Raw genomic sequence first — 23953 nt, 5'->3', positions numbered from 1 at the left:
ATAAAAATATAATAAAAGCTATTTTTTATTTTTAGTAGAAATTTTGGCTAAAAATTAGCCAAAATTTATTTTAAAAGCTCTTTTGCGTATTTTAGGCCTAGCTCATAAGCTTTTGCGTTTGCCTCTTTGACCTTTTCAGGCACGCTTGCTAGCATCTCTTCACGCACTAAATTTTCATCCATGCACCCACTCATCGCCACAGCCACACCAAGAGCCACGACGCTTTGAGTGATGACGTTACCAACCTCATCTTTTGCGATAGAAATGATAGGAATTTCATAAATTTTCCAGTGCTTTTTATCTTCGTCACTTACTTTTACCAAATTTGGCTCGACAACGATCGCACCGCCCTCTTTCACACCGCTTTTAAAGGCATCGTAGCTTATCTGTGCAGTTGCTAGCATGAAGTCTATCTCGCCCTCGTTTGCATAAGGGTATAAAATCTCTTTCTCATCAAGGATGATATCGACCTTCGTTGGACCGCCACGCACCTGAGATGTGTAGGTAGATGCCTTGACGCCGTATCCGCCTGCTTTTATCTTGGCAGCTGAGAGGATCTCGCCTGCTAGTATGACGCCCTGTCCGCCAACACCGACAAATCTTAATTGTGACTTCATACTAGCTCCTCAAAATTTATCGCTTCACCACTCATAGCAGCTTTTCTTACCTTGTCGTAAGCCTTGGTATACTCTATCTTCTCTTCGTCTTTGTGCAATACGCCAAGTGGGAAAATACCCTTTTTTTCTTCGTCACTTAGCATATCAAATTTGACCTTGCTCGTCGTACGGCCCTTTATCCACTCTAAATTTTTGACCGCCTCGCCCATTTTGTTCTTGCGACCTAAATTTATGTGGCAGTTTGAAAATACATCAAAAAAGCTGTATCCATCGTGGCTAAAGCCCTCTACAAAGAGCTTTGTAAGCTTCTCTGGCTCGATGACGCTACCACGCGCGACAAAGCTAGCACCTGCGGCGGTTGCGAGCTTACAGGCGTCAAAGCTAGGATCGATGTTGCCGTATTGCGCTGTGACCGTCCACATGCCCTTTGGCGTGGTTGGGCTGGTTTGAGAGTTTGTTAGTGCGTAGATGAAGTTGTTAATTAGGATGTGATTTAGCCCGATATTTCGGCGGCATCCGTGTATCGTGTGGTTGCCTCCGATCGCTAGTCCGTCGCCATCGCCAGTTACTACGATTACGTGCTTGTCTGGATTTGCCATCTTTACGCCAGTGGCGTAGGCTACGGCTCTACCGTGAGTTGTGTGAATGGTGTTGCAGTCGAGGTATCCGCTAAAGCGACCAGAGCAGCCTATACCTGAGACCACGCAAACGTCGTTCATATCCCAGCCCATGGTGTCGATAGCTCGGATGAGCGCCTTTAGTATGACGCCATCGCCACAGCCCCAGCACCAAAGAGTAGGCATTTTATCTGTTCGTAAATATTTATCGTAATTAAAAGCCATAAATTTCTCCTATCTTCGCCTCGATCTCGCTTGGGCTTATCGGTCTGCCGTTTGCTTTTAGCAGTTTTGCAAAGTCATCTCTTAATATGATTTTTGAAATTTCGCCACTATACTGACCTAAATTTAGCTCGCAGACTAAAATTTTATTAAATTTATTTGATATCTCTTTTAGCTTTTTAGCTGGAGCTGGAAAAAGTGTGAGTGGCTTAAACAGCCCTACTTTTAGCCCTCTTTCACGTAAATTTAAGATCGCTTGCTTGGCTGAAAGCGCCACGCTACCAAAGGCGATGATGCAAATTTCAGCGTCGTTAAGCATAAACTCTTCAAATTTCTCGCACTCATCAGTGTGTAAATTTATCTTATCAAATAGCCTGTTCATTGAGTATTCAACGATCTTGCCATCTTCAGTTGGAAAGCCAGTAGCGCCGTGATGAAGCCCAGTTATGTGGTAGTGATAGCCTTTAAAGAAAGGATTTAGCGTAGCTGGCGCGTCTGGTGCTGCCGCGTAGGGTTTATACTCTTTTGGCTCGCCGCTAAATTCTCTTCTTTTATAAATTTCTAGCTCGCTGATTTCTGGCAAACTAACCCTTGCTTGCATGTGGCCTATCGTCTCGTCAAGCAGCAGCATAACTGGCGTCATAAACCTAGCTGCGAGATTAAAGGCACGCACGGTTTGCGTATAGCACTCCTCTAGGCTACTAGGGGCCAAAACTATCATATTTACATCGCCATGAGTTGGGTTTTTAGCCTGCAAGATATCGCCTTGTGCTACACGGGTTGGTAGGCCAGTTGAAGGGCCACCGCGCATGACATTTACGATGACAAGCGGTATCTCAGCGATAAAGCCAAGGCCAATTTGCTCAGCCTTTAGTGAAATTCCAGGTCCTGAGCTAGCAGTCATTGCCTTAGCACCACTCGCACTTGCGCCAAGAGCTACTGAAATTCCAGCTATCTCATCTTCCATTTGTATAAATGTACCGCCATTTTTTGGCAAAAGCACACTTAGCTCATGGGCGATCTCGCTGCTTGGAGTGATAGGATATCCGCCAAAGAAGTTACAGCCACACTCGACCGCAGCCCTTGCTACTAGGGCATTTCCAGTTGATACTAGCTCTCTCATGCGCTCTCTCCAAGCTTTGCAAATTTATTTGCCTTTACGGCAGCGGCCCGCTCTTTGCTCTCAGGCGTTAGCTTTGCAAATTTAAAGCCTTTTTCAGCCACATAAATGGCAAAATCAGGACAGTGAAGCTCGCAGTCACGACAGCCTATACATGAGTCAGCATAGACGACCTCTATCATCTTACCAAGCACTGCTTTTGGCTCAAGCCTCATCGCTAGCACGCCTGCTGGGCAGTAGCTCACACAGACATCACAGGCTTTACACCTGCTCTCATCGACCCAAACAGGTACATTTTCTTTTACTATCATCTATATTCCTAATCCAAATTTTCTTTTAAAAATTTAATGTTTTTTCTAATATCAGCTTCGCTTTTACTTAGCTGCTCTTGCTCACTTTCATTTATATTTAGCTCTAAAATTTCTTTTAAACCCTCACGTCCAAGCCTTACTAGCCTGCCGCAACTTAGTTCATCATCAAGAAGCACGCTAGCACTTAAAATTTCATCACTCTTGCCCATGATCGCTTCACACATTTTCACAACAGCAGCTGCTGGTGCGTAGTAAGCTGAAGTACCAAGAAGCTTAACGATCTTTGCGCCACCTGTGCTTGTCTCTTTTTTAAGAGTTGCCAGCTCATTTTCGTTTAAATTTTCGCTGATATTACTAGCTGATACGATCATCTCATCGTTGTGAGAGCCAATTATCTTTGTCTTTAGCTCTTTTGCATCTTTATCTTTTAGAAGCGCTAGCTCATATCTGCATCTTGCACCATCAAGCTCACCAGCCATGCCGATCACTTTATTTTTGCTAAAACCACTAAATTTATGAGCCGTCCAGACCATCACATCAAGCGGATTTGTCACGACGATTATCACCGCATTTGGTGCAAATTTTGCGATATTTTGAGCTGTTTGTTTTACGACTACGGCATTTTTAAGAAGCAAGTCCTCTCTTGTTTGACCCTCTTTTCTTGGGCTTCCAGCAGTTACCACTACTATATCACTGCCCTCTATTAGCATAAAGTCATCGCCACCGCAAACGGTAGTTTTGGCATTAAAAACGCAGCTTGACTGAGCTAGATCGATCGCTTTTGCACGTGCCACATCACCAAATATATCTACAAGCGCGATCTCATCGCAAACTTCTCTCATACAAAGCGCATAAGCTATGCTTGCACCGACGTTTCCTGCTCCAACTATACTTATTTTCATTTTCTCATCCTATTATTTGATTTAAAATTTTACTTGGTCTCATGACCTCATTTGCCCTCACTTCATCTGGCAAATAATATCCACCAAATTCCACGCTTGCACCATCATTTTGTCTTAACTCTTTTAAAATTTCGCTCTCATTTTTCTCTAGCTCGTCTGCTAAATTTTCAAAAATTTTACTTAAAATCTCGCCACTTTTTGCCATTTCTCTTGCCCAAAATAGCGCTAGATAGAAGTGTGACTCCCTAGTATCAAGAGTGGTGTTTGGCGTTTTATTTTCATCAAGATAGCTAGCAACGGCTCTATTTAGCGCATCACTTAGCTCTTTTGCTTCTTTTTTTTGCTTAGCAAATGCCAAGTGCTCGAGTGAAGCACTAAGCGCTAAAAACTCGCCTAAGCTGTCCCAAAGTAGGTGATTTCTCTCTTTTAGCTCTTTTACAAGCGTAGGAGCCGTCCCACCAGCACCAGTCTCAAACATCGCTCCACCAGCAAGTAACGGCACAACTGAGAGCATTTTTGAGCTGCCGCCTAGCTCAAATATCGGAAAAAGATCGGTTAGATAGTCTCTTAAAACATTGCCAGTGACGCCTATGACGTTTTTGCCAGCTCTTATTGCTTGAAGCGATTTTTTAGTTGCTTGCTCGTAGTTTAAAATTTCAAATTTTACTCCAGCTCTAACAAATTTATCTCTAAATCTTTCAAATTTAGCTATCAAATTTCTATCATGAGCACGGCTATTATCTAGCCAAAATATAAGCTCATCTTTTGAGATTTCGCCTCTTTTTAAAGCAAGCTCAAACCACGCATTTATCGCATCATCTTTTGCCTGCGTCATCCTAAAAATGTCGCCCTTTTTGACGCTAAATTTAAAGACACTCTCACCAGCCTCATTAAAAACTACAAATTCTCCGTCTTCTTTTGCGATAAAAGTCTTATCGTGGCTGCCGTACTCCTCGGCCTTTTTAGCCATTAGCCCCACGTTTGCTACGCTACCAATCTTGCTCACATCAAGCGCGCCATGCTCCTTAAAGTCCGCCACACAAGCCTCATAAGCTCTAGCATAGGTCCTATCTGGGATCATGCAAAGCGAGAAATTTAGCTCGCCGCTTCTATCTTTTACCTTGCCAGAGTTTCTAATAAGCGCTGGCACGGAGGCATCGATGATGACGTCATTTGGCACATCAAAGTTGCTAGCACTTTCATTTAATGCCCAAATTTTTGCCTTTTTGCTAAAAATTTCATCAAATTTAGCCAAAATTTCATCTTTATTTTTAAGCTGTGAAATTTTAGAAAACATATCTTTTAGTCCGTTTTTTGCCTCCACGCCGTGAGTCTTAAATTCTTCGCCGTATTCAGTAAAAACCTCTTTAAAATAGCTTTTTATCGCATGAGCAAAAATTACTGGATCGCTAACTTTCATCATCGTACATTTTAGGTGCAGACTCAAGGTCAAATTCTCTTTTTTTGCCTCTTCAAAGCAGTTTTCATAAAATTTATCAAGCTCATCTACACTTAAAAAAGTGGCATCTACTATTTCACCGCTTTGCACAGCAAGCTCTTTTAAAAGCTCTTTTTTGCCCTCTTTACTTATGAAATTTACATAAAATTTCTCATCTTTACTAGCGATGATTGAGCGCTCATTCTCATAAAAATCGCCCTTTTGCATGTAGCAAATTTTTGTCTTATTTGCCTTGTTCCAGTCGCCGTTGCTGTGTGGATGCTTTTTGGCAAATTCTTTAACCGGTGGTAAGACTCTTCTATCTGAGTTTCCTTGTCTTAGCACTGGATTAACCGCGCTGCCAAGCACTTTTTGGTATTTTTTAGCAACCTCTTCATCGTAGTCTGTGATGATTTCATCTGGATAAAAAGGCACATTTATGCCTTTGCTTCTAAGCTCCTCTATCGCTGCTTTTAGCTGAACGAGCGTGGCTGAAATGTTTGGCAGTTTTATGATATTTGCCTCTTTGTGACTGGTAAGCTCACCCAAAAGCTCTAGCTCATCGGCCTTATTTAGCCCAAGCTCCTTACTAAAAGCAGATAAAATTCTCCCAGCTAAGCTAATATCGGCCCTTGTTATGCTAATGTCAGCGCGTGATAAAAAGCTCTTTACGATAGGAAAGAGAGAGTAGCTTGCAAAAAGCGGTGCTTCGTCAGTTTTTGTCCAGATAATGTCACTCATTTTAGCCCTTTTAGTTTTTTAAAATTTATCACTTTCTTTATTAAATCTCGTTGTATTTTAGGCATTTGCCGCAAATTCTAGCTCTATTTTCCTATATTTTGGTTGTGCTCGCTTAAGGTTTTTGAAAAAATGTGTTTTTTCGCCTTTTTGTCAAGCACAAAGTATAAATAATCGCTCTTTGCAGGGTTTATCGCCGCTTTGATCGCACTTATTGAGACCGAGCAGACTGGACTTGGCGGGATACCATCGTTTAGATATGTGTTAAACTCGCTCATATCACTTCTTATGCGCTCAGCCGTGATCACATCGTGTGAATAAATTCCGTAGTTTAGTGTGCCATCCATCTGCAGTCTCATGCCCTTATTTAGGCGGTTATAAATGACTGAAGCAACTAGTGGCATCTCAGCGTCGTTTGCCGCTTCTTTTTGAATGATCGAGGCGATCGTTAAAATTTTAAACCATTTTTTCTCATTGTATTCGCCAAAAATTTTATTGCTGATTTCGCTTTGAGCCTTTCTTGATGAATTTACAAGATAAAAAGCAAGGTGCCTTTCGCTGATGCCTATTGGAATTTTATATGTATTTGGCATCAAAAAGCCATCACTCACTGGAGCAAGGGCGTTATATTCGCTATTTAATTTGACTGGATCAAGTCCTAGCTGGGCGGCGATCTGGTTTAAAAAAACGATAGTCGTTTCGCCTGGTATTAGCGTTATCTCGGTTAAAGCTGCTTTTGCTTTTGCAAGTTTTTTTAAAAAATCAACCCTTGAAATTTTATCTTGGCCGATCTCTATCCATCCAGATTGCGGAGAGCCAATAAAAAGTATGGCGTACTTGTCTATCACGCTTAAGTTAAAGTTGCGATTAGCTAAATAAGATATAATCTCGCCCACACTTCCCTTTGGCACAAAGACGACTTTGCTCGTGTTTATGGGGCGTGCCAAATAGACAAATATGCTTAGGACAACTATGAGTACGATATCAAAGAAAATATCTAGGTATGGCTTTTTTATAAAATTTTTTATCATTTTAATTCTTTCGATTGTTTTGCTTTTAAAATACGGCATAAAAATTAATGATTTCGAGTTTTACGGCGTAAAATTGGAGCAATTATATATAAAGTTAGATAAAAAATTAATTGTAAGAGCAAAGCAGATCAAGCTACCAAGCTTTAAAAAAGACGTGGCGCAAAAAGCTAGCGACAAGCAACTTTTAAACCTTAGTCAGGGCGTTGATTATCTTGAGACCTTTTTTCAAGAAATTTCGCTTGAGAGCGTGCAAATCGGCGATGATTTTAAGATCAAAATTTTATTTTTAGATGATATATTTTTCGTTGATAGCCCTTATCTAAACATCGATATCAAATTTCAAAATAAGCAGAAAGATGGCATAGATCGCTTCATAGTAAAAAATTTAAGCCTTAAAGACTTTAACGTCAGCATTAGCGGCGAGGGCAGTGCAAATTTTGACAAAGATGACTATAAATTTGATGGAAATTTCACCTCGCACGAGCTAAATGGCAAGCTTAGCTTTGCCTTAAAAGATACACTTTTAACCTACAAGGCCTATGACGTAAATGCTGGCAGCATAAAGGACTTCATCGCTGAGCTTGATAGCCGCATACACCTAAACAGCGAGGTTAAAAACTGGATATATGGCTACATCGTGGCTGATGGCTATCACCTAAATGAGATAAATGGCAAGGCTGATCTTAAAGAAAATGATCTTTTCTTAAACGAGCTAAATGCAACTGCAAATGCCAAAAATTTACTTGTTAAATTTGATAAAGGCTTGCCAGCTGTAAATGTCGCTGAGGCAAACATCACGCTTAATAACTCAAAGCTTAAATTTGACCTTACAGCTCCAGTTTATAAAGGTAAAAAGCTTGATGGTTCAAACGTCGCGATCAACAACATCTTTGATGAAAAAAGTGCAAATTTAGAGCTTTTTATAAAGACAAATTCCATTTACGATGAGGCGATAAATGAGATACTAAGAGCTTATAAGATCAACGTGCCAGTTAGGCAGCTAAGCGGCAAAATGGACGCAGGCCTAAAAATTTTGATAAAGCTTGATGAGAAGAGCTTAGAAAATTTTGATGAAAAAAGCGTCATCGCAAATGGCGATTTTAAGATAAGTGACGCGGTTTTAGATATCGCTGGGAGTAAATTTAACGCTAAAAGTGCCCTTGTAAAGCTCGTAAATACTTCTGTGCTAAACATCGATGCAAGCGGCTTTGGGCTTGATTTTTTCAGAGCAAATGCAAAAGCAGATATAAATTTACAAAAAAGCACTGGCGAGATAAAAGGCGTCATAGAAAGCTTTGATCTAAAAGAGAAAAATGATGAAATTTTAGCCTTTAAAAATGAGCCATTTACCGCGCTTCTTGACTTTAGTAAGCCAAGTGAGACCACGCTTAGCATTGAGCCTTTTGGACTAAATTTAAGCTTTGGCGATGAGAGCGTGATAGCTACAAAAAATAGCGAATTTATCATGCAAAACTCCCCACTTTTAAAGCAAAATGGCGTGCTTGGTTTTGATGATGTGAGCATAAAAAGCAAGGACTTTATTAATCTTGAAATTTTGGCAAAAGGGCTTAAATTTGACATGCCGTTTTTGGATAAAAATGGCTCAAAATATGATAGTGACGACTTTTTGATCACGGTCTCAAAGGCTGGCGTAAAAGTGCAAAGTGCGAGCAAAAAACTCTCTTTAAATATCGCCGAAAAAGGCATAGAAGCTAAGAGCAACGACCTAAATTTGCTTGTGTTTGATGACAACAGCACAAAAGAGCAAAGCACGCCACTTGAGCTCTTTGCAAAAAATGGCGACATCATCTTGCAAGATCTAAACAAAACCTTGCCATTTACCAGCTTTAGCGCCGAGAAAAAAGGCAAAAGCACCTCGCTAAATGGACTAGCAAAGCAAGGAAGAGTTGGCTATTTTAACGATGAAAAAAGTATAAATTTAGACGCAACCGACATAAGCGGAGAATTTATCAACGACCTTTTTGGCATCAAGAGCTTTGAAGGCGGTAAATTTCGCCTAAAAATGCTTGGAGAAAACTCGAAAAATTTCAAGGCTGAGGTAAGATTTTTTGATACTTTTTTAAAGGATTATATCTTTTATCAAAGACTGCTTAGCTTTTTAAACTCGGTTCCATCGCTTCTTAGCTTTAAAACACCTGATTTTAATGACAAGGGCTTTACCGTTAAAAATGGTAAAATTTTACTCACTAGAAATGGCAATATGATCGAGTTTTTGGCGATTGAAATGATAGGCACAAGTGCTGATATCGGCGGGCGTGGCACGATCGATCTAAAGAGTAAAAAGATAAACATCGACCTTGAGCTAAAGCTACTAAAAGACGCTAGCAGTATCATTGATAAAATTCCACTGGTAAATCAAATAATCCTTGGCAAGGACCGCTCGCTCTCAACTGTCATCGCCATACGAGGCACTACCGACAAGCCTGAGTACTCGACGCAGATCCTGCAAGACGCCCTGCTTTCGCCACTAAAGATAATAAGAAACGTGATTCAGGCTCCGTTTTTGATATTTGAGTAGTTTAAATCTACAACACACAGAAATTATAGAAAAATTATTGGCTGCTTCTAAAGCCAAGACTGGTGCTCATTTTTGATTATATATATTATCCTCGGCTCGCAAAGCGCGTAAAAAGGATATCAAAAGCTAAAGATCAAGGCTTTGATAGCTATTTTTTGATACTATAACCATTAAAATATTTTGATAAAAACATAAAATTTTACATATAAAAATATGTAAAATTTACTTCATCTCAAGGCGCATCAGATACATATCCTCGCCGTCAGTCACCTTTAAATTTTGGCTTTTGCACTTTGGGCAAGTAAAGTCATTTTCATTAAGCTCTCCGCCAAATCCGCAATCCAAACACTCAATAACAATGCCTTGTAAATTTATCACAAGTTCGGCATTTTCGCAGATCGTACCAGCCTTATAAACATCAAAAGCGCTCTGCAAATAGTGAGGCTCCACTCCGCTTAAACGGCCAACCTTTATCTCGATCTTGCTTATCTCTTTGGCGTTTTCTTTGGCGGCATTTTTCTCGCAAAGGCTGACTAAATTTTGAACGATACTAAGCTCGTGCATTAGCAGATCCTTGGTAGTAGCTCGCCCTTTGGCGGCTCGAGAAATCTTCTTGATTTATAGGCGTTTTCGATGATGACACGCTCGTTTTTTGCTTCCATTACCTCGCCTATTATCATCGCATTTTTGTCAAATTCTCGCAAAATCCCAAGCGCGTCCTCAGCCTGGCTCTCATCAACTGCTATCACAAAAGTGCCCTCGTTTGCAAGCTCATAAGGCTCAAATCCAAATAGCTCACAAACGCCCATCACTTCGTCTGCGACCTTGATATTTTCTTCAAAGACTAAGATGTCAAATTTGCTAAATTTAGCCCACTCATTTAGCACCGCACTTAGTCCACCTCTAGTCGCATCACGCATGCACTGCGGCTTTATACCAGCCTCAAATAGCCTCAAAGTAACCTCTTTTAGGCTCTTGCAGTCACTTTTTAGATCAAGCCCAAGCTCAAATTCTTCTCTTGCTGCTAGCACCACGCCGCCGTGTCTGCCAACATCTCCAGAGATTAAAATTTTAGCCCCTGCTTTTAAATTTTTAAGCTCCACGCCTTCGCAAACTATTTCGCCGATGCCTGCTGTGTTTATAAAAATTTTATCGCATTTGCCCTTTGGCACGACCTTTGTATCGCCGCAAACTACGCTCACACCACTCTCTTTGCAAGTTTTTGCAAGCGAGCCAAGCACGCGCTCAAGCTCTTCTATACTTAGCCCCTCTTCGATGATGAGCGAACAGCTTAGGTATTTAGCGCTTGCACCAACCATCGCTAGGTCGTTTATCGTGCCGCAAGCTGCGATCTTGCCGATATCGCCACCATTAAAAAAAATGGGAGTTACCACAAAGCTATCGGAGCTAAATGCGATCTTGCCGTTTAAATTTAATATCGCCGAGTCGTTGCTTTGCCTTAAAATTTCGTTATCAAAAATTTTAAATATCGTCTCGTTAATAAGCGAGTTCATCTCCTCGCCGCCGCCGCCGTGACTTAGCATTATCTTTTTCATTAAATTCCTTAACCAACTCTTGCGTATTTAAAATATGCCGCACAAGCGCCCTCGCTTGATACCATGCACGATCCTATCGGATTTTGCGGGTTGCAGACCTTGCCAAAGACTTTGCACTCTGTTGGCTTTGCTAGCCCTCTTAAAATTTGCCCACAAATGCAAGCCTTGCTCTCGCCGGCACTCTCTACGTTGCAGTCAAACTGCACTCTGGCGTCAAGATAGGCAAACTCATCTTTTAGTTTCATGCCGCTTTGCGCTATCTTGCCAAGGCCTCTCCAGACAAAGTCGCACGGCTCAAAGTACTTAGCTATGAGCTCTTTTGCCTTGACGTTGCCCTCTTCTTTAACCGCCCTTGCGTACTCGTTATAAACCTCATATGTTCCTTCATTTTGCTGACGGACTAAATTTAGCACACTTGCCATGATGTCAAGCGGCTCAAAACCGCTAATGGCTATCGGTCTTTTAAACTCGCTCGCTAGCTCTTTGTAAATTTTACTTCCAGTGATGACACTTACATGGCTTGGGCCTAAAAATGCGTCTATCCTCACGTTTTCATCGCTCATTATAGCTCTAACTGGAGCCGGAACAGTTACGTGATTTATGTGAAAGTATAAATTTTTAATGCCCTCTTGCACCACTTTTTCAACTAAATTTGCGCTCATTGGCGTCGTCGTCTCAAAGCCAATGGCAAAAAATATGACCTTTTTGTCTGGATTTTGTTTAGCGATATTTAGCGCATCAAGTGGCGTGTAAAGTGCCCTTATATCATGCCCCTCGCCACGAAGCTTTTGCAAGCTTGTCTTTGAGCCAGGCACTCTTAGCATGTCAGCTAGCGTGCAAAAGATCACATTATCCATGCTAGCTAGCTTACAGGCTTCGTCTATGCGACTCTTTGGCATCACGCAAACTGGACAGCCTGGGCCGTGGATGAAATTTATATGCTCTCCAACCAAGCTTGGCAGTGCAAATTTCATAATGCTATGCGTGTGACCACCACAAATTTCCATGATATTTAGGGGCTTTGTGCTCTCTTTTTTTATGAGTTTTGAAAGGGCTAGGATTAAATTTTTATCGCGAAAGTCATTGATAAGATCCATCAAATTTTCCCCGCGTCCATATCCTCAGCGATCTTTTGATAGACCTCCAAGCTCTCAAGCGCAAACTGCGTATCGATCTTTTGCATAGCGTATCCTACGTGGATTAGCACGTATTCGCCCACTTTTACCTCTTCAGAGATGAGATCTAGGCTTACCTTTCTAGTAACGCCTAGAGTCTCAACGGTGGCAACGTTATTTTCATCTATTTCTATTACTTTTGAAGGGATTGAGAGGCACATTATCTTAGCTCTTTTTTAAATTCCAAATAACTTATCCATTTATCAATGCCTTCACCAGTTTTGCTATCTACCACAAAGATATCGACCTTTGGATTTAGCTTCCTAGCGTCATTTTTTACTCGCTCTATATCAAAGTCAAAGTATGGTGCGAGCGAAGCTTTTGTAATGAGAAGCACGTCAGCAGCCCTAAACATCACTGGATATTTGCTCACCTTGTCATCACCCTCTGGCACTGAAAGAAGCACAGCGTTAAAATGTGAGCCAACATCGTAGCTTGCAGGGCAAACTAAATTTCCAACATTTTCTATAAAGACTAGATCAAGATCGTTTAGTGGCAGATGATGAAGCCCTTCATGCACCATAAATGCGTCCAAATGACAGGTCTGACCTGTACTTATCTGATGAGCCTTTGCGCCAGCCTTTACTACACGGTCGGCGTCTTGATTTGTCTCCAAATCGCCCTCAACAACGCCTATTTTAAATTTACCAGCCTTTATCGTAGCCTCTAAAAGCGTCGTCTTACCAGCACCTGGGCTACTCATCAAATTTACACAAAGTATCTTTTTCTCATCAAGATGGGCTCTGTTGTGAGCGGCCTCTTTGTCGTTTTCAGATAGAATTTTCTCTATCACGTCTATGGTTTTGCTCTCGTTTAGCACAGGGTGTGCGTGGGTCTCGTGGCTATGCTCGTGTGCGTCATGAGCGTGGTCCGTATGCCCGTCGTGAGTATGTGGGTGTGAGTGAGTAGTGCCATCAGCGTGAGTGTGAGTGTGGGCGTGATTACCCATTGAACAACCGCAATCTTTACACATTTTTTTATCCTTTTTTATTAATTTATGGAGATTTTAACTCTTAAATTTAAAAATAAAATTAAAATTTAGGAGTTTTTGCAAATAGATCAAAATTAATTAATTTATTTAAATTTTTATTTAAATTTAAAAATATAAATAAAATTTGCATAAGAATTTTGACTAAATTTACTTTACTCTTTTTGCCTAATCTCATCCAACTTATCAAAATTTTCATCACCAAGTAGTTTTTTACTATTTTTTTGGGCATTCTTTTGGATTATTAGATCCTTTAGTCTAGCCTTGCCATTATCCATTACCATCAAAACCGCATACGCATCAACGTCTTCTTCTCTCATTTCATCTTCAGTATTAGCTGCACTATCAGGCGACATATAAAAGTGCTCTATGCCGTATTTTACGAGCGAGTAGCCATCATATCTACCAGCTAAAAACACTCCATTTTCTGGCTTGCTTGCACTAAATTTTGCAAAGCCGTAAGTGCCATTAACATCTGGTTTTAAAACAGCATAAACTCTAGCCCCATCTCTTACTCTCTCATCGTATTGGCCGATATAGCGGTCAACTTTATCATTTTCGTCAAAATTTCTTGAATGAAAATTTGAAAATTCATAGTTTAAATCAACATAATTTCCGCGAAAAAGATCTCTTGGATCGTAAAGACTTACCCTTACTCTTACCTCTTGTCCAAAATAAAGTGGCATAAGCGCGTAGCCAAGCATAATGCCAATAAGCGAAATTTGAAAAATTACAGCTACTATTAAGACTTTTATCTTCATTTTTTGCCTCCTTTTCTAGCGACAACTAGCACTATGAAAGCAAATACCATAAATAGCGCCGTAGCACCAATATAATCACCTATTAGCTGGAAGTACCTCACGGCTGCAACCAAAAATATCATACAAAGACCAAGTTTTAACTCACCTTTTTTTATAAGGACCGCAGCTGTTATGATATTTGCGAGCGAGAAAAATATATTTGCGTAGCCAGGCCCGTAGCTAAAGACAAATGGCAACGACACGAGCAGTGCCCCAAGTAGCAAACCACTCTTATTTTTTTCTTTAAAAAATAGTGCAAAATAAGCAACACTAAATAGGATAAAGACAAAGCCAAAGTTGCTTTTAAAAAATGACTTCACAAACCAAAGCTTTTCATCGTAAAGCTCAAATAAATTTCTTTCTTCAAATAAAAATAGACAAAATAACAACACAAAAACGCCAAAATTTTTACCAAATTCTTTCGTAAATGCGCCAAGCCCTATTCTAAATTTATCTAGTAGCGGCGAAATGCTAATAAGCAAAAGTGCATAAGATAGCGATACGATCGCAACCATCGGAAGTCCAAACAAAAAGCCATAATCAAATATCGCCCTAAAACCACTAATGTAGCCGCAAAATGAAATGATGTATATAAAAATATCTATAAAAAGCACAAAAGCAAGCCATTTTGAATCGTCTTTGTAAAGCGTATATGCGCCAAGTGCTATAAAAATGATAAAGCCAAAACCAAAGTCGCTCTGATAAGCTATCATAAAAAACCAAACTGTCGCAAAGATAAGACTTTGGGCTACCAACACACCTTTTTTACTAGCAAAAGAAACCGCAAACGCTCCGATACTCCAAAGTAAAATACCGCCGCTTGGATCATCACTAATGTGATAAATTTGGGCAATAAGTGCAATCGCTGCACCAAAGCAGAAATTTACAAGAAAAAACATCGCCGTTGATAGATTTTCCTTTCCCTTTGCAAGATAGTAAATTCCACCAAAATTTACAAGCCCAAGTACAAACAACACAAGTGCCAAACGTCCTAGTCTTGGTATCTCTTCCCAATTTGCACCAACAAGCGTAAAAAAAGCCAGGGCAAAAAAGAGATATGCTACAAGTTTTAGGATAAAACTCATCTTGTCACTATGAGCGTCAGGGTCGATGTCATATAAATTTGCTATTTTTATAGCAGTCTCTTTATCAACTATTCCATCACTTTGCCACCGATCCAGCTCTTTTGCTAGAAAAATTCTATTTAAAAAGTTCAATAACAACTCCTTTGCAAGCTCATTAAAACATAAGAAGCCTATTAGCCAGCGTAGAAATGTGGTAATAAGGATCAAATTTTTGTTGTTATTATATAAAAATATAATTTAAATGCTAAGAAGAATTACTTGCATGAAATTTGAGCTTATCTTTTATAAATTCTAGCCTTAAACTAAGCTCAAGAAAAAGACTACAAACTATATTTTATTTAAAAGATATGGAGTTTGCACGAGCAAATCAGCAAAAACTCCATATCGATTTACAAAAACCACAAAAACCGCTTAAAAACTATTTTGAAAGACAAATACAATAAACAACGCAACTATGAGAAACCAACTGCTTGCTATACTTGTTAAAAACTCCTAAATTTCCTACCACCGCAAAGACTTTAGCGCGCTAAAATTTAGGAACAGCAGCCTTTGTAAGTTTAGAAAATTTAACACCTTTTAAACCAGCGATTCTCTCAGAAAAGCGTTCTATTTTGGCCGCCTCACCTCTTATAGAGATAGTTTCTAAGCAGTTATGATGATCGACATGTACGTGATTTGTACAGATGATTTTCACGTCAGAGTCATGCTCGATATCCATTTTTTTATTCACCAAATCGTTGTGATGATGCACATAAATTAGCGTCAAAACACCGATCAACTCTTCATTAGCGTCCTTCCAGCTATCATTTACGATCTTTTCACGGATCAGATCCCTCGTAAATTCGCTCCTAGAAGCGTAGCCTTGTTCGCTAACTTTCCTATCTAGTTCGTCTAGTAACTGACTAGGTAAAGAAACACTAAAACGTATAACACTATCCATTTTTTGCTCCTTTCTCGTTTGATTACCGTTTACAATCATTATACATCAGTTCTTTTAAAATGTGGATAAATAATAATAAATTTGCCCTAAATTTACATTAGAATCGTTGCTACAGAATTTTTTATTGATATGAAATTTCAAATTTGCTTTAGTAAATTTTTCGTAAATGATATCAAGTAAAGTCTTATTTTGAAAAACTCCGCCGCTTAGTAAAATTTCCATTTTTTCTTTTTTTGAAATTTCAAAAATAATATCAGCTAAGCCATTTATAAACGCCGTTGCAGCCACTCTTGGCTCATCTTTTAAAGCACTTTTGAAAGCTTCTTTAAAGCCGATTACTCCATTGTCTAGACTAAATTTATAACACGCATCTAAATTTTTATCATAAAGCGCTTCAAGCCTCATACCACTCTCGCCCTCAAAACTCGAGTGAAAAAGTCTACAAATAATCGCCCCAAATGCGTCAAATATCCTACCAACTGAGCTAGTCTTTACTAAGTTTAATCCTTTTTGCTCCATTTTTTTAAAATTTGCAAGCATTTTTTCATCAAAATTTACTAAAAATTTACTAGCTTCGTCCTCAAGAGAGTATTTTAAAATAATAGAATATGCGATTAGATAAATATTTTTGATGCTATTTTCGCCCCCAAATAAGATAAATTCATCAAAATGATAAACTCTCTCGTAACTCTTTTTATCTAGCCTAAAGACCTCGCCACCCCAAATTTTGCCATCTTCCCCGTATCCAGTGCCGTCAAAGCAAAAGCCAAGATACTCTTTATCTGCCAGCTCATTTTCAAACATTACGCTTAGTAGATGGGCGTAGTGATGCTGCAGATGAACTAGCTCAAAGCCCTGATCCTTTGCCCATTTTGTATTTAAAAAATTTGGATGCAGATCGGCTATGACCTTGTCTATTTTTAGGTTGTAAGTCTTTTCAAAAAGAGTAAAAATATCTTTAAATCTATCAAAAGTCGCCACGTTTTTTAGATCGCCGATATATGGGCTGATCATCAAAAGTCCGTCTTTGTAGATGCAAAATGAGCTTTTTAGCTCCGCTCCAAGGGCTAAAAACGTCCCTTTTTGCTTGAAATTTGTATGGATGAAATTTGGATTTAGCCCACGGCTCGTCCTTGTAAAAACAACTTCATCTCCAATGCAAAATGCGATACTATCGTCACTTGGCGAGTAAATTTCTCGGTCGTGATCAAGGTAAAAGTCTATGACATCACCTAGTTTTTCTCTTAGCTCATTCTCATCTTTTATCACAACTTCACCTGAGATGTTTGCGCTAGTTGCGATGATGTCGTGCAAAAGATAGTCAAATAGCAAAAGATGTATGCCACTAAATGCAAGCATAACACCAAGCTTGTTTAAATTTGGAGCGACACTTTTTGCAATATTTGAGCCATTTTTTGTCTCAAGTAAGACGATAGACTTTAAATTTGAGCTAAGTAGCTTAGCCTCCGCCTCTGAAATTTGCGCTATTTTTCTAGCATTCTCTAAATTTTTACTCATCAGAGCAAATGGCTTGCTTGGGCGATGCTTTCTAGCTCTTAGCTCGCAAACTGCGGCTTCATTTGTCGCGTCACAAACCAAATGAAAGCCACCAAGCCCTTTAATGGCTAAAATTTTACCCTCGTTTATGAGCTTAGCCGCCTCTTTGGCTGCTTCGTTCCCACTAGCCAAGACTTTGCCAAATTTATCTTTTAGATATAGCTTTGGCCCGCAGTTTGGGCAAGAGATCGGCTCTGCGTGGTAGCGACGATTAAGCGGGTCTTTATACTCGCCACCGCAAAATTCACACATTTTAAACTCGTTCATCGTCGTATTTGCCCTGTCGTATGGCAAGGCTTTGATGATGGAAAATCTCGGCCCGCAATTGGTGCAGTTTATAAATGGATATTTGTAGCGTGGATTTGTGGGGTCATAAAACTCGCGCAAGCAGTCGTCACAAAGGGCAAAATCAGGCAAGATGGGCGCTTGCTTGGTCGCTCTTTTTGAGGCGATGATCTCAAGCTTTTCATAAATTTTATCTATCTTAAATTTACTAAACTCATCGATCCTAGCAAGGGCTGGCAGCGAGCTAAAAAGCTCTTTTTCAAAAGCCAAAAAACTGGCATCTTCTCCGCTAAAATTTAGCTTCACGCCCTCGTCGTCGTTGTAAATTTCGCCAACAAGGGCAAATTTATCCGCCAAAGTATAGACAAAAGGTCTAAAGCCCACGCCTTGAACTAAGCCTTTGATCTCATATCTAAAGCTTGATCTCAATGCCAAATCCGGGGTCAAAATTTGTTTTTATATTTGGGTTTAGGTGCTTTTTTATCAAGTTGCTAACTACCTTATTATAAAATAAATCCCCGCTTAAAATAATATTTTTGATATTAAATTTATCTCGTTTTTCATAGCTAAAATCGCTCAAAAAATGCGCCAAAGACTCGGTGCAACCAAAGCTGATGTTCTTCTCTCCAGCGCCAGCAAGGACAAACGAAATGATACTTTTTACAAACTTAACCCCGTCTAAACCAAAGTCATCTTTCATCTTATAATCAATCCTAACGCCCTTTTGACCGCTAAAATCAGCTGCCATAAGAAGCAAATTCTCCCCTGCTTTTTTAAAGTCATCGCCTAAGCCAAGTATGCGCCCAGCTATGCAAAATAGCGAGAAAAAGCTAGCATTTGAGCTAAATTTACCACTTGGCAGGGCATGCTCTTTGCTGAAATTTTCAAGTAGCCTTTCGCCGCCCTCCTCGGCTCTTATGAGCTTATAAATTTCTTCAAAGCTACTAAATTTTGGCAAAAATAGAAGCTGCGTTTTGCTTGATTTTGAAAGCAGGCAAATTTCATCATCACTAAATTTGCTAAATTTTAATCCCAAAGCTATATCGCCAAAATTACTAAGCTCGAATTCCTCATCTTTTGTATAGAAAAATGGGCTTAAAACTGCGCTATTTTCAAGTAAAGTAAGCCTTGAAAGAGCATTTTTTTGCCCCTTTACTTTAACGCTTAAAAAGCTAAAGCTCTCTTTATTTAGCCTCTCACAAACGGCATAAAGAAAAATATCGTTTGGTGCCATTACGTCAAAAAATAGCGGTGCATCCTCGTGATTTTGCCTATAAATGGCTGTGGTTTTTAGAACTAAAAGTGGCTTTTCAAAGCTAGCTAAAAACGTCAAAACTCTATCATCGGCGATAAAAATTTTTGGTAGCTGCTTTAAATTTACAAGCATCAAGAAATTTGCATCAAAATTTACCCCAAGAGAAATTTCATATAAATTTTCATCTTGCTCTACACAAATACTCTTGCCGTTTTTTAATAAATTTAGGCAAGTTTTGAGCTTTTCATTAAAATTATCAAGCGTTATCTCACCCTCAAATTTACTCTCACATAGCACGCCACTTTCATTTAAAATAGCCTTTTCGCTAGCCAAAAAGGCACTCGCTTGAGTTGGAGTTAGGCCGCCAAATTTTATCTCATTTATCTTGCTATCTTCATCAAGCTCACTTGCAGCCAAAACCTCACTGTGCTTTATAAAAAGACTAAATGGCAAGAGCGCACTTGCTTTATTTGCCACGCTCTCAAGCTCGCTGGTATTGCCACTTACCTTTAGACAAATTTCATTATCTTTGCACTTTAGACTATGAGCTAGATCGCCAGCAAGCAAGCGTAAAAATGGCACCAGGAACGAAGCGTCCTTGTGGCAAGTAAATTTAAAAGCAAGTATCATTTTAAACCTTTTTTAGCGTATTCATCAACGATATCATTTAGGGTGAAATTTGCTACTTTTTCACACTTAAAATCAAGCTCTTTTAAGTGTTCAAGCAGTTTTTTTTCTAAAATTACAGAAGCGTTTATAACCTCATCTGAGAGGCTAAAATTTGATGACTCTATGCGGCTAGGCACGATGCCTAAAATTTTAGTCGTAGGCCTATCGCCTGCAAGCTCCATTAGATGAAGGGTCTGAAGCATCTCTATCTCGTGAGCCGAGCCGTCCCAGCTGATAAAATTTGGCACGTTTAGAAAGTCGAAAAAATAAACATCACCTACGCTTGCACCATTTGCGCTAATGCAATCAACGACGATAAGATAGTCAAATTCGCTTATTATGTGAGTTAGAGCGAGGGCTAAAGTGCCCCCGTCCATTAGAGTAAGCTCGTTTTTAGAACTTGTAAATTTATAGTTTTTAGCCATCAAATTTACAAAATGAACACCTATGCCCTCATCGGCAAACATCACGTTGCCGATACCAAGAACCAGCACTCTCATCAGTGTTCTTTTACAAATTTATAGCCACTAACGATGGCGTCCATCGCTCCATTTTTGCCTTTAACAGCGTTAAATACTGCCATATAAACATGAATAGGCACAAAAATCATAATGACCCACATGCAAATTCTATGTATCGTTCTGACATTTGCTAGTCCGCCCATAAGCTCTTCAAAAAATCTCGCTGGCTCATAAAGCGCTCCGCCAAGTCCCTCATGATAAACATGAACATAAAGCACAAGACCGCTTAGGCAAATAAGAGTCAAAATAAGATAAAAGAAAAAGTATGAGGCAAACTGCAAAGGATTATAAACGCCCCTTAAATGCGGATGTGGCCCCATAAAAAGATAATACTTAATCTGTGCGATCCAAATTTTTGGATTTAGAAAATCAACCACACTCATCCACTCTTTTTTGCTGTGTTTATCAAAGACAAATAGATAAAATTTAAAGATAAACGCCGCTATTAGCACAAAGCCAGCGATCTGGTGAGCCATACGCCACTTTGCTTGCATAAAATTTGTAGGCTCGCTCGTGATCTCTGGACTCACAAAAACGTACGAGATATAGTAGCCGCTCACAACTAAAAGTGTGATCGCTGCAAATCTAATCCAGTGTGTCAGCCTAACGCCAATGGAGAATTCGTATTCGCTGATCCTGTCAGCATTTTTATGTGACATCTTTTCTCCTTACAAATTTGGATTTATCTTATAAGTACTCAAATCATTTCCCTTTGTATCCATAACATGCACAGCGCATGCGATACAAGGATCGTAAGAGTGAATTTTTCGTATTATCTCAAGTGGTTTTGAAAGATCAGCGATCTTTAAACCAACTAAGCACGCTTCGTAGCTTCCCATTTGATTTTGTGCGTCTTTTGGAGAGGCGTTCCATGTGCTTGGTACGACTGCTTGCCAGTTTGTGATAACGCCATCTTTTATGCGGCACCAGTGACTAAGCGCACCTCTTGGAGCATTGCCTTGAAAATTTCCTTTGTACTCTTTTTTGTTATTGATTACATATTTTGCGCAAGTCTCTTGATCTGATTTTAAATTTTCTACCAAGGCATTAAATGCATCCATTGTGTGCTCTGCTACCACTTTTGCCTCAAGCATACGAGTAGCGGTTCTGCCTAGAGTTGAGAAAACTGCGCTTAATGGCAAGCCACTCTTTGCTAAAAATTCGTCAACTACTTTTTTAACTCTCTCGTTGCCTCTAGCGTAGTTTATAACGATACTTGCTATTGGACCCACTTGCATAGGCATGCCATCATATCTTGGTGCTTTGATCCAGCTATATTTGCCTTTTGTATCAAAAAGCTTACTATGAGCTAGTTTGCCCTCGGCATCTATGCTCTCGCCGTCAATAAGGCCTGTGTAGTTCGCCTCAGTCTCGCCGTCATAAGGGTGAAGTGCTTTGTCATTTTTATACCAAGCCCTTGTCGCCTCTTCTGTGATCTTATCTTCATCGATCTCATGAACCTTGCTAAGATCGCCATTTAAGATATAGCCACCTTTAAATAGATGGTCATTTTTGCCAATCAAAAACTCATCGTAGCAGAGTAAATTTGCCACACCAACATCGTTTAGAACGCTTGGCTCATTACCATAAGCTTTAGCTGCCATCAAGATATCTGGATAGTAAGCTCTATCTACAAATTCTTTGATCTCGGCAAATTTGCTCATATATTCGCCCATTCTAGCTGGATCCATAAGGTCCATCACACAGGTCACGCCACCAACTGTTAGGCTTTGTGGGTGTGGGTTTTTCGCGCCAAAGATCGCCATCATCTGAGCTGCTGTTCTTTGGATCCTTAGGCACTCTAGATAGTGAGAGAGGACGATTAAGTTTTGCTCTGGCGTAAATTTATATGTGCTGTGTCCCCAGTATGCATTGGCAAATGGTCCAAGATTGCCCTTTTTAACAAATGCTTCAACCCTCTCTTTTACCTCTTTTAGCTTGTCAGCTCCCGTGGCAAATGGCAGATCAGTATATTTAAACGCCTCTTCGCTAGCTTTATGCACATCTGCACTTAGTGCAGAGACGACGTCCGCCCAATCCATGCCGTGAAGCTGATAAAAATGCACGATGTGATCGTGAAGATATAAAGCTGCGTTCATCAGCGTTCTAGTTAGCTCAGCATTTAACGGAGGCTTGATGCCAAGAGCATTTTCAACTGCGATGATGCCTGCTCGGTAGTGTGAGTATGTACAAACGCCACAAATTCTTTGCATAAAAAAGCCAGCATCTCTTGGATCTCTGCCTTTTACGATCTGCTCTAAGCCACGCCAAAGAGTTGAGCCAGAGTAAGCCTCTTTTACAACATTATTTTCATCTACAACAACTTCTATTCTTAAGTGTCCCTCGATACGTGTTATAGGGTCTATTACTATTCTTTTTTCACTCATTTTTTCGCCTTATTCTTTATCTTTACTCGTAGAAGCTATAACAGCGTGAGCTGCTATGCCAACGCCAGCAAGTGCTAAAATGCCAATACCGATCTTATCACTTACATTATCAGCGCCAAGCCCTAAAACAGTGTCAAATAGCCTATCCGCCATCGGTTCTTCAAATGGTCCCATCGTATCCCAGAAGTCTGGCTCTGAGCAGCCTATACAGCCGTGACCTGCTTGAACTGGCCATGATGTGTGCTGGTTAAATCTCTCGCGTGAACAGTTATTAAATGTATATGGACCTTTGCAGCCCACTTTATATAAGCAGTAACCATTTTTTGCGCCTTCATCGCCAAATGTTTGGACAAATTCGCCTGCATCAAAGCGGCCACGTCTTTCGCAAAGATCGTGAATTCTTAAGCCGTAAGCCCATTTTGGTCTATTGTAAACATCAAGTGCCGGAAGTGTACCAAATAGCAAGTAGTGAAGGACGTTACCAACGATGTTTTTCTCGCTTGGAGGGCATCCTGGCACGTTTATGACCGGCTTATCAGTCACTTTTGAGAGACCGACAGAATTTGTTGGATTTGGCTTAGCTGCTTGGATACCGCCAAAGCTAGAACAGGTGCCAATGGCAAAGATAGTAGCTGCATTTGCAGAGGCATTTACGGCGTGAGCTTTGCCGCTAGTGCCGTGAGGTCCAACAGTTAGAAAATTTTCAGTCGCACCAGTTGGGATACCGCCCTCAACTAGCAAAATGTATCTGCCTTTGTATTTTTCGATCGCACTCTCTAAATTTTCTTCAGCCTGCCAACCAGAAGCTGCCATGATAGTTTCGTGGTATTCAAGGCTTATGTAGTCAAATATAAGACTATCTATACTTGGAGCATCGGTTCTTAGTAAGCTCTCGCTACAGCCTGTGCATTCTGCCATATGAAGCCATATCACAGGAAGCCTATCGCTAAGCTCAGCAGCACGAGCAACCATCGGTGTCATCGCACTTGGTAGAGCCATAAAAGCTGTCATCGCACCAGCCCACTTCATAAAATCACGCCTCGTAAAGCCCTTCTCTTTTAAAAGCTGCGCAATACTCGAGTCGCTTTTCATCTTAGGCAACGCACTAAGCTCACTTAAGCGTCTATCTATCTTTTGACGCAAGTCATTATTCATATAAGCTCCTTTGCTTGAAAATTTTACTTTTTTTAATAATATCTT

At 40.0% G+C, this 23953-nt stretch carries 22 protein-coding genes; 1 reads left to right on the top strand and 21 read right to left on the bottom strand.

The window, feature by feature from the left end; genetic code table 11:
- Positions 1-65 precede the first annotated feature (65 nt).
- The 7 genes from F3H01_RS01300 to mltG form a co-directional block, all read right to left on the bottom strand.
- On the bottom strand, positions 66-617 hold the full coding sequence (locus F3H01_RS01300; RefSeq protein WP_107691208.1) for a 2-oxoglutarate:acceptor oxidoreductase subunit OorC: 552 nt from the start codon (positions 615-617) through the stop codon (positions 66-68).
- Positions 614-1459 (bottom strand): 2-oxoglutarate ferredoxin oxidoreductase subunit beta, encoded by an 846-nt coding sequence (locus F3H01_RS01295; RefSeq protein WP_107691209.1) that lies wholly within the window; start codon positions 1457-1459, stop codon positions 614-616. The genes F3H01_RS01300 and F3H01_RS01295 overlap by 4 nt, the downstream gene beginning before the upstream one ends.
- Positions 1449-2579, bottom strand: coding sequence for a 2-oxoglutarate synthase subunit alpha (locus F3H01_RS01290; protein WP_149724578.1), 1131 nt, complete (start codon positions 2577-2579; stop codon positions 1449-1451). The genes F3H01_RS01295 and F3H01_RS01290 overlap by 11 nt, the downstream gene beginning before the upstream one ends.
- Complete coding sequence (locus tag F3H01_RS01285; protein ID WP_087584529.1) at positions 2576-2887, bottom strand: 4Fe-4S dicluster domain-containing protein; 312 nt, start codon at positions 2885-2887, stop codon at positions 2576-2578. The genes F3H01_RS01290 and F3H01_RS01285 overlap by 4 nt, the downstream gene beginning before the upstream one ends.
- 8 nt (positions 2888-2895) lie before the next feature.
- Positions 2896-3789 (bottom strand): malate dehydrogenase, encoded by an 894-nt coding sequence (locus F3H01_RS01280; RefSeq protein ID WP_149724577.1) that lies wholly within the window; start codon positions 3787-3789, stop codon positions 2896-2898.
- Positions 3790-3793: 4 nt separating this feature from the next.
- Entirely contained in the window at positions 3794-5968 is a 2175-nt protein-coding gene (locus F3H01_RS01275; protein ID WP_149724576.1) for an NADP-dependent isocitrate dehydrogenase, read from the bottom strand.
- An 83-nt stretch (positions 5969-6051) separates the two neighbouring features.
- A complete protein-coding gene (gene mltG, locus F3H01_RS01270; RefSeq protein ID WP_149724575.1) occupies positions 6052-6996 on the bottom strand; it encodes an endolytic transglycosylase MltG in 945 nt (314 codons plus the stop codon).
- Between the two features lie 73 nt (positions 6997-7069).
- Here mltG and F3H01_RS01265 point away from each other — a divergent pair, with 73 nt between their 5' ends.
- The gene (locus F3H01_RS01265) at positions 7070-9535 is read left to right on the top strand and encodes a YhdP family protein (RefSeq protein ID WP_149724574.1); all 2466 of its coding nucleotides are present in this window, start codon (positions 7070-7072) and stop codon (positions 9533-9535) included.
- A 222-nt stretch (positions 9536-9757) separates the two neighbouring features.
- Here the strand turns inward: F3H01_RS01265 and hypA are convergent, their stop codons facing one another.
- The 14 genes from hypA to F3H01_RS01195 all read right to left on the bottom strand — a co-directional run bounded on the left by hypA (position 9758) and on the right by F3H01_RS01195 (position 23908).
- Positions 9758-10099, bottom strand: coding sequence for a hydrogenase maturation nickel metallochaperone HypA (gene hypA, locus F3H01_RS01260; RefSeq protein WP_107691214.1), 342 nt, complete (start codon positions 10097-10099; stop codon positions 9758-9760).
- Complete coding sequence (gene hypE, locus F3H01_RS01255) at positions 10099-11091, bottom strand: hydrogenase expression/formation protein HypE (protein WP_149724573.1); 993 nt, start codon at positions 11089-11091, stop codon at positions 10099-10101. Before hypE ends, hypA begins: the two co-directional genes overlap by 1 nt.
- 8 nt (positions 11092-11099) lie before the next feature.
- A complete protein-coding gene (hypD, locus tag F3H01_RS01250) occupies positions 11100-12188 on the bottom strand; it encodes a hydrogenase formation protein HypD (protein ID WP_149724572.1) in 1089 nt (362 codons plus the stop codon).
- Positions 12188-12427, bottom strand: a complete 240-nt coding sequence (locus F3H01_RS01245) for a HypC/HybG/HupF family hydrogenase formation chaperone (protein WP_009293878.1) — start codon at positions 12425-12427, stop codon at positions 12188-12190. Before F3H01_RS01245 ends, hypD begins: the two co-directional genes overlap by 1 nt.
- On the bottom strand, positions 12427-13239 hold the full coding sequence (gene hypB, locus F3H01_RS01240) for a hydrogenase nickel incorporation protein HypB (RefSeq protein WP_149724571.1): 813 nt from the start codon (positions 13237-13239) through the stop codon (positions 12427-12429). Before hypB ends, F3H01_RS01245 begins: the two co-directional genes overlap by 1 nt.
- 170 nt (positions 13240-13409) lie before the next feature.
- Complete coding sequence (locus tag F3H01_RS01235; RefSeq protein WP_149724570.1) at positions 13410-14015, bottom strand: GDYXXLXY domain-containing protein; 606 nt, start codon at positions 14013-14015, stop codon at positions 13410-13412.
- Positions 14012-15271: a DUF2157 domain-containing protein gene (locus tag F3H01_RS01230; protein ID WP_149724569.1), complete on the bottom strand. Its 1260-nt coding sequence runs from the start codon at positions 15269-15271 to the stop codon at positions 14012-14014. The genes F3H01_RS01235 and F3H01_RS01230 overlap by 4 nt, the downstream gene beginning before the upstream one ends.
- 394 nt (positions 15272-15665) lie before the next feature.
- The gene (gene nikR / locus F3H01_RS01225; RefSeq protein WP_087584539.1) at positions 15666-16079 is read right to left on the bottom strand and encodes a nickel-responsive transcriptional regulator NikR; all 414 of its coding nucleotides are present in this window, start codon (positions 16077-16079) and stop codon (positions 15666-15668) included.
- A 54-nt stretch (positions 16080-16133) separates the two neighbouring features.
- On the bottom strand, positions 16134-18350 hold the full coding sequence (gene hypF / locus F3H01_RS01220; RefSeq protein WP_149724568.1) for a carbamoyltransferase HypF: 2217 nt from the start codon (positions 18348-18350) through the stop codon (positions 16134-16136).
- Positions 18334-19806, bottom strand: a complete 1473-nt coding sequence (locus F3H01_RS01215; RefSeq protein ID WP_149724567.1) for a hypothetical protein — start codon at positions 19804-19806, stop codon at positions 18334-18336. The genes hypF and F3H01_RS01215 overlap by 17 nt, the downstream gene beginning before the upstream one ends.
- On the bottom strand, positions 19803-20345 hold the full coding sequence (locus F3H01_RS01210; RefSeq protein WP_149724566.1) for a HyaD/HybD family hydrogenase maturation endopeptidase: 543 nt from the start codon (positions 20343-20345) through the stop codon (positions 19803-19805). Before F3H01_RS01210 ends, F3H01_RS01215 begins: the two co-directional genes overlap by 4 nt.
- Entirely contained in the window at positions 20345-21025 is a 681-nt protein-coding gene (gene cybH / locus F3H01_RS01205; protein WP_021091370.1) for a Ni/Fe-hydrogenase, b-type cytochrome subunit, read from the bottom strand. The genes F3H01_RS01210 and cybH overlap by 1 nt, the downstream gene beginning before the upstream one ends.
- Positions 21026-21034: 9 nt before the next feature.
- Positions 21035-22753: a nickel-dependent hydrogenase large subunit gene (locus tag F3H01_RS01200; protein WP_149724565.1), complete on the bottom strand. Its 1719-nt coding sequence runs from the start codon at positions 22751-22753 to the stop codon at positions 21035-21037.
- Positions 22754-22762: 9 nt separating this feature from the next.
- The gene (locus F3H01_RS01195) at positions 22763-23908 is read right to left on the bottom strand and encodes a hydrogenase small subunit (protein WP_149724564.1); all 1146 of its coding nucleotides are present in this window, start codon (positions 23906-23908) and stop codon (positions 22763-22765) included.
- Positions 23909-23953 lie beyond the last annotated feature (45 nt).

Source organism: Campylobacter concisus (assembly GCF_902460875.1).
Classification (GTDB): domain Bacteria; phylum Campylobacterota; class Campylobacteria; order Campylobacterales; family Campylobacteraceae; genus Campylobacter_A; species Campylobacter_A concisus_AA.
The sequence above is the reverse complement of the archived record's forward strand: the minus strand, read 5'-3'. Positions and strand labels throughout refer to the sequence as shown.

Bases quoted from the DNA above. Each gene is read 5' to 3' on its own strand.
- F3H01_RS01300 (WP_107691208.1), bottom strand. From the start codon at position 617: ATGAAGTCACAATTAAGATTTGTCGGTGTTGGCGGACAGGGCGTCATA.
- F3H01_RS01295 (WP_107691209.1), bottom strand. From the start codon at position 1,459: ATGGCTTTTAATTACGATAAATATTTACGAACAGATAAAATGCCTACT.
- F3H01_RS01290 (WP_149724578.1), bottom strand. From the start codon at position 2,579: ATGAGAGAGCTAGTATCAACTGGAAATGCCCTAGTAGCAAGGGCTGCG.
- F3H01_RS01285 (WP_087584529.1), bottom strand. From the start codon at position 2,887: ATGATAGTAAAAGAAAATGTACCTGTTTGGGTCGATGAGAGCAGGTGT.
- F3H01_RS01280 (WP_149724577.1), bottom strand. From the start codon at position 3,789: ATGAAAATAAGTATAGTTGGAGCAGGAAACGTCGGTGCAAGCATAGCT.
- F3H01_RS01275 (WP_149724576.1), bottom strand. From the start codon at position 5,968: ATGAGTGACATTATCTGGACAAAAACTGACGAAGCACCGCTTTTTGCA.
- mltG (WP_149724575.1), bottom strand. From the start codon at position 6,996: ATGATAAAAAATTTTATAAAAAAGCCATACCTAGATATTTTCTTTGAT.
- hypA (WP_107691214.1), bottom strand. From the start codon at position 10,099: ATGCACGAGCTTAGTATCGTTCAAAATTTAGTCAGCCTTTGCGAGAAA.
- hypE (WP_149724573.1), bottom strand. From the start codon at position 11,091: ATGAAAAAGATAATGCTAAGTCACGGCGGCGGCGGCGAGGAGATGAAC.
- hypD (WP_149724572.1), bottom strand. From the start codon at position 12,188: ATGGATCTTATCAATGACTTTCGCGATAAAAATTTAATCCTAGCCCTT.
- F3H01_RS01245 (WP_009293878.1), bottom strand. From the start codon at position 12,427: ATGTGCCTCTCAATCCCTTCAAAAGTAATAGAAATAGATGAAAATAAC.
- hypB (WP_149724571.1), bottom strand. From the start codon at position 13,239: ATGTGTAAAGATTGCGGTTGTTCAATGGGTAATCACGCCCACACTCAC.
- F3H01_RS01235 (WP_149724570.1), bottom strand. From the start codon at position 14,015: ATGAAGATAAAAGTCTTAATAGTAGCTGTAATTTTTCAAATTTCGCTT.
- nikR (WP_087584539.1), bottom strand. From the start codon at position 16,079: ATGGATAGTGTTATACGTTTTAGTGTTTCTTTACCTAGTCAGTTACTA.
- F3H01_RS01215 (WP_149724567.1), bottom strand. From the start codon at position 19,806: ATGATACTTGCTTTTAAATTTACTTGCCACAAGGACGCTTCGTTCCTG.
- F3H01_RS01210 (WP_149724566.1), bottom strand. From the start codon at position 20,345: ATGAGAGTGCTGGTTCTTGGTATCGGCAACGTGATGTTTGCCGATGAG.
- cybH (WP_021091370.1), bottom strand. From the start codon at position 21,025: ATGTCACATAAAAATGCTGACAGGATCAGCGAATACGAATTCTCCATT.
- F3H01_RS01200 (WP_149724565.1), bottom strand. From the start codon at position 22,753: ATGAGTGAAAAAAGAATAGTAATAGACCCTATAACACGTATCGAGGGA.
- F3H01_RS01195 (WP_149724564.1), bottom strand. From the start codon at position 23,908: ATGAATAATGACTTGCGTCAAAAGATAGATAGACGCTTAAGTGAGCTT.